This is a genomic window from Pseudomonas sp. RGM 3321, from assembly GCF_022836805.1.
Lineage (GTDB): Bacteria > Pseudomonadota > Gammaproteobacteria > Pseudomonadales > Pseudomonadaceae > Aquipseudomonas.
Window position 1 is genome coordinate 370,292 of the sequence record NZ_JALHBH010000121.1, and the last position, 12,283, is coordinate 382,574.

The 12,283-nt window shown below is 58.9% G+C and carries 13 protein-coding genes; 10 read left to right on the forward strand and 3 right to left on the reverse strand.

Annotated elements, in window-relative coordinates; all coding sequences use genetic code 11:
- Positions 1–88 precede the first annotated feature (88 nt).
- Positions 89–817 (forward strand): dienelactone hydrolase family protein, encoded by a 729-nt coding sequence (locus RGM3321_RS27115; RefSeq protein WP_244395599.1) that lies wholly within the window; start codon positions 89–91, stop codon positions 815–817.
- 390 nt (positions 818–1,207) lie between these two features.
- Here the strand turns inward: RGM3321_RS27115 and fabB are convergent, their stop codons facing one another.
- The 3 genes from fabB to RGM3321_RS27130 all read right to left on the reverse strand — a co-directional run bounded on the left by fabB (position 1,208) and on the right by RGM3321_RS27130 (position 5,115).
- Positions 1,208–2,431, reverse strand: a complete 1,224-nt coding sequence (gene fabB, locus RGM3321_RS27120; protein WP_244395600.1) for a beta-ketoacyl-ACP synthase I — start codon at positions 2,429–2,431, stop codon at positions 1,208–1,210.
- Between the two features lie 10 nt (positions 2,432–2,441).
- Positions 2,442–2,957 carry a 3-hydroxyacyl-[acyl-carrier-protein] dehydratase FabA gene (gene fabA / locus RGM3321_RS27125; RefSeq protein WP_244395601.1) on the reverse strand — a complete coding sequence of 172 codons (516 nt, stop codon included), beginning with the start codon at positions 2,955–2,957 and terminating at the stop codon, positions 2,442–2,444.
- Positions 2,958–3,177: 220 nt separating this feature from the next.
- Entirely contained in the window at positions 3,178–5,115 is a 1,938-nt protein-coding gene (locus RGM3321_RS27130; protein ID WP_244395602.1) for an ATP-binding protein, read from the reverse strand.
- A gap of 285 nt (positions 5,116–5,400) precedes the next feature.
- Here RGM3321_RS27130 and RGM3321_RS27135 point away from each other — a divergent pair, with 285 nt between their 5' ends.
- The 9 genes from RGM3321_RS27135 (at position 5,401) to RGM3321_RS27175 (ending at position 12,247) form a co-directional block, all read left to right on the forward strand.
- The gene (locus RGM3321_RS27135) at positions 5,401–6,426 is read left to right on the forward strand and encodes an NAD(P)H-dependent glycerol-3-phosphate dehydrogenase (protein ID WP_244395603.1); all 1,026 of its coding nucleotides are present in this window, start codon (positions 5,401–5,403) and stop codon (positions 6,424–6,426) included.
- Between the two features lie 25 nt (positions 6,427–6,451).
- The gene (locus tag RGM3321_RS27140; RefSeq protein WP_279614146.1) at positions 6,452–6,796 is read left to right on the forward strand and encodes a DUF4389 domain-containing protein; all 345 of its coding nucleotides are present in this window, start codon (positions 6,452–6,454) and stop codon (positions 6,794–6,796) included.
- The gene (sixA, locus tag RGM3321_RS27145) at positions 6,793–7,248 is read left to right on the forward strand and encodes a phosphohistidine phosphatase SixA (RefSeq protein ID WP_244395604.1); all 456 of its coding nucleotides are present in this window, start codon (positions 6,793–6,795) and stop codon (positions 7,246–7,248) included. Before RGM3321_RS27140 ends, sixA begins: the two co-directional genes overlap by 4 nt.
- 60 nt (positions 7,249–7,308) lie before the next feature.
- Positions 7,309–7,752: a hotdog fold thioesterase gene (locus RGM3321_RS27150; RefSeq protein ID WP_244395605.1), complete on the forward strand. Its 444-nt coding sequence runs from the start codon at positions 7,309–7,311 to the stop codon at positions 7,750–7,752.
- 119 nt (positions 7,753–7,871) lie between these two features.
- Positions 7,872–8,363, forward strand: a complete 492-nt coding sequence (locus tag RGM3321_RS27155; RefSeq protein WP_244395606.1) for a hypothetical protein — start codon at positions 7,872–7,874, stop codon at positions 8,361–8,363.
- A 124-nt stretch (positions 8,364–8,487) separates the two neighbouring features.
- Positions 8,488–9,297: an alpha/beta hydrolase gene (locus tag RGM3321_RS27160; protein WP_244395607.1), complete on the forward strand. Its 810-nt coding sequence runs from the start codon at positions 8,488–8,490 to the stop codon at positions 9,295–9,297.
- On the forward strand, positions 9,294–10,148 hold the full coding sequence (locus tag RGM3321_RS27165; protein WP_244395608.1) for an alpha/beta hydrolase: 855 nt from the start codon (positions 9,294–9,296) through the stop codon (positions 10,146–10,148). Before RGM3321_RS27160 ends, RGM3321_RS27165 begins: the two co-directional genes overlap by 4 nt.
- A 139-nt stretch (positions 10,149–10,287) precedes the next feature.
- Entirely contained in the window at positions 10,288–11,106 is an 819-nt protein-coding gene (locus RGM3321_RS27170; RefSeq protein ID WP_244395609.1) for a DUF4892 domain-containing protein, read from the forward strand.
- Positions 11,107–11,197: 91 nt separating this feature from the next.
- Positions 11,198–12,247 (forward strand): AI-2E family transporter, encoded by a 1,050-nt coding sequence (locus RGM3321_RS27175; RefSeq protein WP_244395610.1) that lies wholly within the window; start codon positions 11,198–11,200, stop codon positions 12,245–12,247.
- Positions 12,248–12,283 lie beyond the last annotated feature (36 nt).

Here is a 12,283-nt window from a genome sequence, read left to right on the forward strand (position 1 = left end):
GCCGGTTGACAAGAAACCCGCCTCGGCGGGTTTTTTGTTTCAGTTCCCGCGACACGTTTTTCATCTCTGTAACGATCAGGAGTCAGTAATGAGCAGCAATATCGAAATTCGTTCTGTGGTCTATCAGATTGATGGCCAGACTTATGAAAGCCGGTTGGCCTACGACCCTAAAGCTTCCGCTGCACAGCCAGGCCTGTTGATGGCGCCTAACTGGATGGGTGTCAGCAAGGGTGCTGAAGACATCGCCAAAGCGGTGGCTGCGAAGGGCTATGTGGTGCTGCTGGCTGACCTTTATGGTCAGAAGATTCGCCCGAGTAACAATGACGAGGCGGGCGCTGCCATGATGCCGCTCAAGGACGATCGCGCGCTGTTGCGCAAGCGTATGCAGTCAGGCCTCGATCAGTTATTGAGTCAGGCAGACGTGTCTTTGGATGCCAACAGAATCGCAACATTCGGTTTCTGCTTCGGTGGCTGCTGCTCGCTGGAGCTTGCACGCACCGGGGCCGAACTGAAAGCCGCGATTTCCTTCCACGGCACGCTGGACACACCTAACCCGGTTGATGCGCAGAACATCAAGGGCTCGGTGCTGGTTCTCCACGGTGCGTCGGACCCGCTGGTGCCAAAAGAGCAGTTACCTGCTTTCGAAGAGGAAATGAACGCCGCTGGTGTGGACTGGCAACTGCACAGTTACGGTGGGGCATTCCACTCATTCACCGATCCGCACGCCAATGTGCCGGGCATGATGATGTACGACGCAAAAGTGTCGAGGCGGGCGTTCAAGTCGATGCATGATTTGTTGAGCGAAGTGTTCGGCTGAAGGAACACCTATCGTCCCCTAGGGCGTGCAGGAGAACACTATCGTGCCCATGCTCCGTGGGCATGCCGGTCTGGATGCTCTACGTCCTCTTGCGACCCAGAGCGTCGCGAACGGCATTCCCACGCTGGAGCGTGAGGAACGAGCGGTGTTCTGAAGATCCATCTTCCCGCAGGCGTGCCGGGAAACACTATCGTGCCCATGCTCCGCGTGGGCATGCCGTTCTGGACGCTCTGCGTCCTCTGCTGCATTCCCATACTGGAGCATGAGCAGCGAGAGATGTTCTGAAGATCCATTGTCCCCGTAGATATACCGAAGAACACTAGCCACTTTGCCCGACTCACAAAAAAGGCGCCTCGAAAGGCGCCTTCTTTGTTTGCGACAAAAGCAGTATTACTTGCCCGCCCAGCGTTTCAACACCAGCGTGGCGTTGGTGCCGCCGAAGCCGAAGCTGTTGCTCATGACCAGATCGAGCTTCGCATCTTCCTGGGTCTTGAGCAGGATAGGCATGTCGGCAACCACCGGGTCCAGCTCGTCGATGTTGGCCGAACCTGCGATGAAGTTGTTCTCCATCATCAGCAGGCAGTAGATCGCTTCGTGGACACCTGCGGCGCCCAGCGAGTGGCCTGACAGGCTCTTGGTGGAGCTGATCGCTGGAGCGTTGGCGCCGAATACTTCGCGCACGCCTTCCATTTCCTTGGCGTCGCCAACCGGGGTCGAGGTGCCGTGGGTGTTGATGTAGTCAATGTCGCCGGAGTTGATATCACCCAGGGCCATCTGCATGCAGCGAATCGCACCTTCACCGCTTGGCGCAACCATGTCGTAGCCGTCGGATGTAGCGCCGTAGCCGACGATTTCCGCATAGATTTTCGCGCCGCGTGCCAGAGCGTGTTCCAGCTCTTCGACAACGACCATGCCACCGCCACCGGCAATGACGAAACCGTCACGCTTGGCGTCGTAAGCGCGGGAGGCTTTTTCCGGCGTTTCGTTGTACTGAGTAGACAGTGCGCCCATTGCGTCGAACAGGAACGACTGGCTCCAGTGCTCTTCTTCGCCGCCACCTGCAAAGACGATGTCCTGTTTGCCCAGCTGGATCTGCTCGACAGCGTTGCCGATGCAGTGAGCGCTGGTGGCGCAGGCGGACGAAATGGAGTAGTTCACGCCCTTGATCTTGAACGGCGTGGCCAGGCAGGCCGAAACGGTGCTGCCCATGGTCCGCGTGACACGGTAAGGGCCGACGCGCTTGACGCCTTTTTCGCGCAGGGTATCCAGCGCTTCCATCTGGTTCAGGGTCGATGCGCCGCCGCTGCCAGCGATCAGGCCGGTGCGAACGTTTGACACCTGGTCATCGGACAGGCCGGAGTCGGTGATGGCATCTTTCATCGCCAGGTAGGCATAGGCTGCCGCATGGCCGACGAAGCGATAAACCTTGCGATCGATCAGTTCTTCCAGGTTCAGGTCGATGGAGCCGGAAACCTGGCTACGCAGACCCATTTCGGCATATTCCGGGTTGAAGCGGATGCCAGGGCGGTTAGCACGCAGGTTTGCGGTGACGGTCTCTTTGTCATTGCCCAAGCAGGAAACAATACCCAGACCAGTGATAACGACGCGGCGCATGCGAGTACCCTTAGAAATTTTCAGTGGAAGTAAACAGACCGACGCGAAGACCTTCGGCGCTGTAGATTTCGCAACCATCGACGCTCACGGTGCCTTCGGCGATTGCCAGGACCAGTTTGCCGCGCACGGTGCGTTTGATTTGAATGTTATAGGTGACTTTTTTGGCAGTAGGCAGCACCTGACCGAAAAACTTCACATCGCCCGAACCCAGGGCGCGGCCACGGCCAGGATTACCCTGCCAGCCGAGATAGAAACCGACCAGTTGCCACATGGCATCCAGGCCCAGGCAGCCGGGCATGACCGGGTCGCCTTCGAAGTGGCAGGCAAAGAACCACAGGTCCGGGTTGATATCCAGTTCGGCGACCAATTCACCTTTGCCGAACTTGCCGCCTTCTTCGCTGATGTGGGTGATGCGATCAACCATCAGCATGTTGGGGGCGGGCAGTTGCGCATTACCTGGGCCGAACAGCTCGCCACGACTGCAGCGCAGCAGGTCTTCCCGGGTAAAGGCGTGTTGTTTGGTCATGCGAGCTCCTCAATAATCTCGTGTGGCAGGTTGTGGCGCCACTGGCTCGAACGCCGGTTCTGACGTACCAATTCGCCAGGACCCTGTCCGGCAGCCTACTCATAGACTGTTGCGTTGTAATGAAAGTCACAGCTCAGGTGAAATCAAAGTACACCTGTTCACTGAATTTTGTCATTCAGCCGATTTTGCTGGCTGATTTGCGTGCCAAGACTGCCGCAATTTAACATTTATCGCCAGTCACAGGTGCGTCAAATGGCAGCCAACGGTGTAAAACCTGCTGTAAATCAGCGTGTTTGAATGGTTTCGCCAGGTAATCATCCATACCTGCCTGTAAACACGCGTCCCGATCACCCTGAAGTGCATTGGCAGTCAGGGCAATGATTGGGATTCGTTCCAGGCCGGAAAGTTGCCTGATTCTACGTGTGGCTTCATAGCCGTCCATGACCGGCAGCCGGCAATCCATGAGTATCAGTGCGTGGTTTCCCGCGCCAGCCTTCATCACCGCTTCGGCGCCGTCCACCGCCACGTCGACTTCGCAGCCCAGATTACGCAACATGGCCTGCACCACGGTGCGGTTCACCGGGTTGTCCTCGACCAGCAATATGCTGCGCTCCTTGCCATGTGCATCGAGTACCGACAGCGGCTTGGCGATATCCACCGAAACATCGCGTGAAACGGGCAGGGGGATCTGCAGCGTGAACACAGAACCCGAACCCTCCTGGCTCTCGGCACGCAACGTGCCACCCATGCGTTCGGCGAGGGTGCGGGCAATCGGCAGTCCCAACCCTGTGCCGCCATAGCGCCTGGAGATCGAGCTGTCGGCCTGCTTGAACGCATCGAACATCGACTCCAGTCGCTCGACGTCGATACCAATGCCGCTGTCATGCACTGCACAGGTAAAGTGCAGCTGTTCGTTTTCGAGCATCGCCCATCGGGCGACAACGCTGACCTTGCCTTGCTCGGTAAATTTGAGCGCGTTGCCGATCAGATTCACCAGGATCTGCCTGATCCGGGTCGGGTCGCCTGTGACGGTCACCGTTTCCAGCCCAGGCTGAATGTGCAGTTCCAGTAGCAGCTTGCGTTGCAGCGCGCTGTGGTTGAACGCATGGGTCGAGGCACTGACCAGTTCTGCCAGATTGAACGCTATGCCTTCCATTTGCAGGGCATCGCGTTCAATGCGGGAAAAATCGAGAATGTCGTTGATGACCCGTAGCAGATGCTCGGTTGACTCGGTCGCCAGCGTCGCATACTCGCTTTGCTCAGCGGTCATGCGCGTGGTTTCCATCAGTTGCAGCATGCCCAGCACGCCGTTCATGGGGGTGCGCAACTCGTGACTCATCATTGCCAGAAAGTCCGACTTGGCGCGGTTGGCCTGCTCGGCTTCTTCGCGTGTCTGGATCAACTGCGCCACTGAGCGCTGCTGCTCAAGGCTGGTACGGTGCAGGTTCTCTGCCAGATTGTTGATGTGCCGCGCCAGTGCACCTAACTCGGCATCGTCGCTGACCGGCAGGGGGGTGTGGTAGTCGCCCTGCTGAATCGCCTTGAGGGCTTCGCCCATTTCCTTGACGGGTCTGGACAGGCTCAGGGCAAGGCCGCGGGCCAGCAGAAAAGCGAACAGCAACGCGCCCATTGCCAGGACACCGGCCTTGAGCAATATTTCCTGCTGACGTCGACTGAAAGCCTCATTGGACATCCCGACCAATACTCGTCCCATATAGCTCTGCGAAGCGTTATCAGGTGTTTGGCGATTGCCTTGGGGCGACGTGGCGGAGTGCCTGTTAGCTATTGTGCGCTGCGGGTAGACAGGGGCCTGGAATATCTCCATCTGCCGTGCCGCCTGCTCGCTTTCGCGGGGCTGATCTATGTAGACCATAGCCGTATTGGAGCTGTCCTGAATCTCTACATAGCGAACGCTGGGCATGGACAGAGTGGCGCGCATCAATGCTTTCAGCCCGTCGATATCGCCTGTCGCTACACCCGGTTCGACGGCCGTAGCCAATTGATTGGCGATGAGCTGTCCGGTGTGATTGAGCTCCTGGCGCAGGTCCTGAATACGTACGAAGGTGAAAAAGCTGATCAGCAGTGCCGTCAGCAACAGGGCAGGGCCGAGGCTGATGATCTGAGTGCGGGTATTGATATCCCAATGCCGAAACTTCATCGGCTGTGCGTCTTGTGCGCAATGCTCTGCGCTGGTGACTCGATTAATGCGTCCATGCCTGTTCGCCCGGTGTTCGCGACCCCGTCCGGCTGTGAAGGGCAGTGCCGGGTGTCGCGATAGTTCATGCTGTGCACGCATGTTAACCGAGATAGCGCGCGTTTCCAGCGAACTTGTTGTCGCATGCAGCCCTGCATGCTCGACAGATCAGCTTTGTTGCTGGCCGATACTGCGGCGCTCCGTATAATGCTGGCATCGCCACTTGAATGGCTCTGGATGGATAGTTTTATGACCACACAGCAACCAGTCGCGGTTCTTGGTGGTGGCAGCTTCGGCACTGCCATTGCCAATCTGCTGGCCGAGAACGGCCATCAGGTTCTTCAGTGGATGCGTGATCCGGAGCAGGCGCAGGCGATTCGCGTCAACCGTGAGAACCCCCGTTACCTCAAGGGCATCAAGGTCCGGCCTGAAGTCGAGCCGGTGACCGACATCACCGCCGCGCTTGAGGCCTGCGAGCTGATTTTCGTCGCTCTGCCTTCAAGTGCCCTGCGCTCGGTACTCTCGCCCCATGTCGAGCGGCTGAACGGCAAGATGTTGGTCAGCCTGACCAAAGGTATTGAAGCGCAGAGCTTCAAATTGATGAGCCAGATCCTCGAAGAGATCGTTCCCCAGGCGCGTATCGGCGTATTGTCCGGGCCCAACCTGGCCCGGGAGATCGCCGATCATGCATTGACTGCCACCGTGGTTGCCAGCGAAGACGAGGCGCTGTGTCAGCAGGTCCAGGCCGCGCTGCATGGTCGTACATTTCGGGTGTACGCCAGCAACGACCGATTTGGTGTAGAACTGGGCGGGGCGTTGAAAAACGTCTACGCAATTATCGCAGGCATGGCCGTAGCGCTGGACATGGGCGAAAACACCAAGAGTATGCTGATCACCCGGGCGCTGGCGGAAATGACCCGTTTTGCGGTCAGTCAGGGTGCCAACCCGATGACCTTTCTCGGCCTGGCCGGGGTGGGCGATCTGATCGTCACCTGTTCCTCACCCAAAAGCCGCAATTATCAGGTCGGTTTTGCGCTGGGCCAGGGGCTGACGCTGGACGAGGCGGTCACTCGTCTGGGCGAAGTAGCCGAGGGCGTGAACACGCTCAAGGTGCTCAAGGTCAAAGCGCAGGAGGTTCAGGTCTATATGCCGTTGGTCGCCGGGCTGCATGCGATTCTTTTTGAAGGCCGTACGCTCAGTCAGGTCATTGAGGCGCTGATGCGGGCCGAGCCCAAGACGGACGTCGATTTCATTTCGATTACCGGCTTTAATTGAACTCAGTCTGATCAGGGAGAATGTCTTGAACGAGTCGAAAATCCAGCATAACGAATCGATCCTGCTGCGCATTCTGTGGATGCTGCTGTTTCTGGGTGTATGGCACGTTGCGCAGATCATTCTGGCGGGCGTAGTGCTGGTGCAATTGGTTTATCGCCTTATCTATGGCGCGCCGAATGGCGGTCTGATGAATTTCGGCGACAGTATTAGCCAGTACCTGGCCCAGATTGGTCGTTTCGGGACGTTTCACAGCGACCACAAGCCCTGGCCCTTCGCCGACTGGCCAGCGCCGCGTGCTCCTGAAGGCGAGGCGGCTCATCACGTTCCGCCAGCGCCGCATCCGGTGCGTGACGAAGAGCCAAAACTGTGAAGGTCTGGGTATTGCGTCATGGCGAAGCGCAGTCGCGGGCGCGCAGTGATGCCGAACGCGAGCTGACCGCACACGGGCGTGAGGAAGTGCTCAAAAATGCAGTGCACCTGACTGACAAGTCGGTGCGGCGGATCATCGCCAGCCCCTATGTTCGTGCACAGCAGACAGCCGAGTTGGTACGCCAGTCGCTGGGGTTCAATGACCCGGTCGTGACGGTGCCCTGGCTGACACCGGACAGCAGCCCGCGCGAGGTGTTGCTCCAGCTGGACAAGCTGGGCGTCGACGAAGTGCTGCTGGTCAGTCATCAACCCCTGGTGGGCGAATTGATCGGCGTACTGGCGCACGGCAGTCCGCAACAGGCCGAGCCCATGAGTACTGCCAGTCTGGCTGAGCTGGAAGGCGAGTTCGTGCTGGCTGGCGCAATGCAGCTCAACAGCGTTCGACACGTTTGAAACGGTCTGTTCGAGCAATGAATCACCGCAAACGCGGCCCTCTTTGAAAAAGGATTTAACATGAGTGTATGGCGTCAGGCTCCTGATATCGAAGCCCTTATGGCGGCTCAGAAAAACACCATTGGTGAGGTGCTGGATATTCGCTTCGAATCGTTCACGGATGATTCCCTGACAGCCAGCATGGTCGTCGATCAGCGTACCCATCAGCCTTTCGGGCTGTTGCATGGCGGTGCATCCGTGGTGCTTGCCGAGTCTCTGGGATCGATGGCCAGTTACCTGATTGTCGACCCGAGCAAGTATTTCTGCGTCGGGCTAGAGGTCAACGCCAACCATCTGCGCGGCGTGCGTACCGGACGGGTAACCGGTGTTGTGCGTCCTGTGCACATCGGCCGTACCACCCATGTATGGGACATCCGCATCAGTACCGAGGAGGGCAAGCTGAGCTGCATATCGCGTCTGACCGTGGCGGTTGTACCACATGGCCAGGAGCTACCAATTAGTTGAGTGTTTTCAGCTATTAATAACGGTGTTTTAGGTCTGGATTGAGCGTTGTAGTCCGGTGGCGTTTCTCTTAGTGTCTGCGTGTTCCCTGGAGGGAACATTCATTCCCAGGAGGATTGATAATGACTGAAGAAAAGGCAGTGCCACCCGGAGAAACTCCTCCGGCTGAAAGCTCGCTTGCTCCTGAAGCTCAACCTTTACCTGCCGATCCGTCGGTGTCTGAAAACCAACTATTGAGGGGGCAAACATTTGCTGCCGCCACATCTTCTCCCTCAACGTCGGCACCCCCCCAGCCCCCACTCCCAGAGTTGAACCTGGAAAAACGCTTGAAGCAGGTTTATGCGGATCAGATCATGACGTCTGCCGAGTTCATGGCACTGCGCGATGATGCGGACGTGCTGTTCGACAAGCTGAAGGTCCAGTTTCCCGACAATGGTGCCCTTGCGCTGTTCCAGCCTTTGTCGGATGTTGCGGTACAAGCCATGCAGCTCGGTATTCTGGAGTTCAAGAAAGGCAAACCCTCCGCTGAAGCCAAGGCTCTCGCCAAGCAGTCGTTTGGTTTCCAGGTTGCATACATCAAAGCTTGTCTGGACCGTTTTACTCAGGCGCTGTAGGCATTCACGTGGCTCCGGCCATTGTGATGGCCGGAGTGCCATCTGCGATGGCAGTTCCAGTCATTGCTGTTGCTTGAAGCGGCTGCGCACAATTGCGGCTCGTACGGCCTCTGGAAGTATCGGTATGTCGCAGCCCGTGTTCTTCGCTCACGCCAACGGTTTTCCATCGGCTACCTATGGAAAGCTGTTCTGCGCGCTGGCACCGGAATATGCCGTCACGCACCTTGATCAGCATGCTCACGACCCGCGCTTTCCGGTGGATGACAACTGGCTGAACCTGGTCGACGAACTGATCCATCATTTGCGTGAGCAGCCCGGCCCGGTATGGGGTGTGGGGCACTCGCTGGGCGGGGTTCTGCACCTGCATGCCGCGCTGCGCTGTCCGCAGCTTTACCGTGGCGTGGTGATGCTGGATTCGCCGGTGCTGGGTCTGGCTGATCAGTTGTTCATCCGCGCAGCCAAACGTCTGGGCTTCATTGACCGCATCACGCCAGCGGGCCGCACACTGGGCCGTCGCGAGGCATTTGCCGATCTGGACGCAGCCCGCACCTATTTTGCCAGCAAGACCCTGTTTCGCCGTTTCGATCCCGACTGCCTGACTGCTTACCTTGAACACGGCCTGCAGCAGGATGGCGAGCAACTGCGTCTGCGCTTTGACCCGGCGACGGAGATCAGTATTTACCGCAGCATTCCTCACACCAGCCCGATACCATCGCGGCAGCTCAAGGTGCCGCTGGCCATGGTGCGTGGCCAACACAGCCGGGTGATCATGCCTCATCATGGTTACCTTGCCCGACGCATGCGCGAAGGCGAATACCTGTCCATGCCCGGAGGGCACATGTTTCCACTTGAACGACCGGATGAAACGGCGTTGCTGCTCAAGACGCTGTTTGCTCGCTGGAATGCCCGCACCGCCTCCAGGGCCAGTGCATGACGCTTGCGGTGGAGGAGGTGCGCCTGAGCCTGGGGCATATCGAGCTGGCGGCTCATCTGTACGGCCCCGAGGACGGCCAGCCGGTTATCGCGCTGCATGGCTGGCTCGACAACGCCAACAGTTTCGCCCGGCTCGCACCATGTCTTGAAGGGCTACGGATCGTGGCGCTGGACCTGGCGGGGCATGGTCATTCTGATCACCGACCGGCAGGCTCGTCCTATGCACTGGCTGACTATGCATTCGACGTGCTGCGAGTTGCCGAGCAACTTGGCTGGCAGCGCTTTGCCCTGCTGGGGCATTCGCTGGGCGCGATTATCTCTGTGTTGCTGGCAAGCTCGCTACCCGAGCGGGTTACGCGCCTGGCGCTGATCGACGGTCTGCTGCCATTGACGGGCAAGGCCGAATCCGCCGCCGAGCAAATGAGTGCCGCCATGCAGGCGCAACTCGAACTGGCGAACAAGAAAAAACCGGTTTATCAGGATCAGGATCGAGCCATTCAGGCGCGGATGAAAGGCGTGGTGGCGGTCAGTCGCGAGGCGGCCGAGCTGCTGGCTCAGAGAGGTTTGATGCCGGTGCCGGGTGGTTACACCTGGCGCAGCGACAGCCGTCTGACCTTGCCCTCCGCAATACGCTTCACGGATCAACAGGCCATGGCGTTCGTTCACGGCATTCGTTGCCCGACGCAGTTGGTGGTTGCCTCCGATGGCATGCTGGCGCAAAGGCAGGAGCTGTTGTCGGCGCTGCCCTTTGACGTCGAACGGTTGGCCGGCGGGCATCATTTGCACCTGAACGATGAGCAGGGAGCACGTTCTGTTGCACACTGTATCAATCGCTTCTTCGCTGCTTCTTGACTTGAGACCGGCAACTGCCGACGCTGAGCGGGTTGAAACAGGAGTCAACCGTGATGGATCAATCCGCAGCCTCTCGCGACCGCCTTGTCGGCGATCTTTTTTATTCCAGCGCCCTGCTTGCCTGCCAATGAGAGCACTCATGCGTTTATCAAGTGTTCCCGTCGCGGCGTTGTGCATGTCGCTGTTCAGCGCTGTCCTTTTCGCTGCCGATGCGCCGGGCAGTCGTGATCTGGAGATTTTGCCTCGTCTGACCGATACCGAAATCGTAGACTATCGTCCTGCCGCCGAGCTTGAGCGTGTCTACCCGATGGGCTCGATCCGCAAGATCAGCGGTCAGTTGCGTTTCGACGGCCAGGTCAGTGCGCGTGGCACTCTGACGTCGGTTACTTATCAATTACCTGCCGAACATGCATCCGACGACGCCTTTACTGCCGCTCGTGAAGCCTTGCAGCAGCAGGGGGCAGAATTGCTGTTCTGGTGTCAGGCGCGTGACTGCGGAGAAAGCAGTCTGTGGGCCAACGAGGTGTTCGGCAATGCCAAGCTGTATGGTGCGGACGACCGGCAGGCCTACCTGCTGTTGCGTCTGGCCGAGCCCCGGAGCGAAACCCTCGTCGCGCTATACAGCATCACCCGCGGCAACCGAAGGGCGTACTTGCATGTCGAGCAGTTTGAATCCGCCGCGCCGCTGGGCGAACTGCTGCCAACCTCGGCCACGCTGCTGCGCCAAATGAAAAGCACGGGCAAGCTGGAACTGCTCAGGCTGAGCGGCGAGCCACAGGAAGCCTGGGTCACGCTGATTTCCCGCGGTCTGAATCTGGACAGCACGCTGCGCGCAACCGTCTCCGGCCCCAGTGCAAGTGCATGGCGCGACGCTCTGGTGGCCAAGGGCGTGCGCGCTGCGCGTCTGGAGGCGGGCGCTGCCGACAGCAAGGGGCTGGTGATCGAGGTCATCCGCTAGCCCTGATGCGCAAGGTTATGGCGAACAATAGCTGACCTCAGCCTTGTTCAGCCTTATGCTCGTGACCTCCGAGCCTATAAGTGGATGCCGCATGTTCAACAATGATCGTTTACTGGTGCAGATTCTGCTGCTGGCGCTATTCGGTGCCTGCCTCTGGGTGATGGCACCTTTCTGGTCGGCACTGATCTGGGGTGCGGTGCTGGCGTTTGCCAGCTGGCCGCTGATGCGCCTGCTGACCCGCTGGTTCAACGGTCGCGAATCGCTGGCCGCTTTGGTCATGAGCCTGTGCTGGATGTTGCTGGTGGCGGCTCCGCTGGTCTGGCTGGGTTTTAATCTTGCTGATCATGTGCGTGATGCCACGGCACTGATCAAGGATATCCAGGTTGACGGGCTGCCCGATCCGCCGCAATGGTTGGCAGGGATTCCATTGGTGGGCGAGCGACTGGTGGGGTTCTGGACCACCATCGATCAGCAGGGCGCGGCGCTCATGAATACGGTCAAACCTTATCTGGGTGAGGTCGGCAACTGGCTGCTGGCGCGCAGTGCACAGATAGGTGGCGGCATCCTTGAACTGACCCTGAGCATCGTCTTCGCGTTCTTTTTCTACCGCGACGGTCCGCGTCTGGCGGCCTTCGTGCTCAGCCTGCTTGAGCGTCTGATCGGTGATCGTGCCCAGTATTATCTGGACCTGGTGGCCGGTACGGTTCAACGAGTGGTCAACGGAGTGATCGGCACGGCAGCGGCACAGGCATTGCTGGCGCTGATCGGCTTTTTGATCGCGGGCATTCCCGGCGCGCTGGTACTGGGTATTCTGACTTTCCTGTTCAGTCTCATCCCGATGGGCCCGCCGCTGGTCTGGTTGCCTGCGACTGCCTGGCTGGTCTGGCAGGGCGAATACGGTATGGCGATATTTCTCGGTATCTGGGGCATGTTCGTCATCAGCGGTGTCGATAACGTACTCAAGCCTTACCTGATCAGTCGGGGCGGCAACCTGCCGCTGGTGATCGTGTTGCTGGGGGTGTTTGGTGGTCTGCTGGCGTTTGGTTTTATCGGCCTGTTCATCGGCCCGACCCTGCTGGCAGTAGCCTATAGCCTGCTGACTGACTGGGTCGGCAGCGAGCGCGCTCGCAACAGCCGCTGACGGCGAGAGTTTCCGCCGCGCCAGGACGGGCGGCGG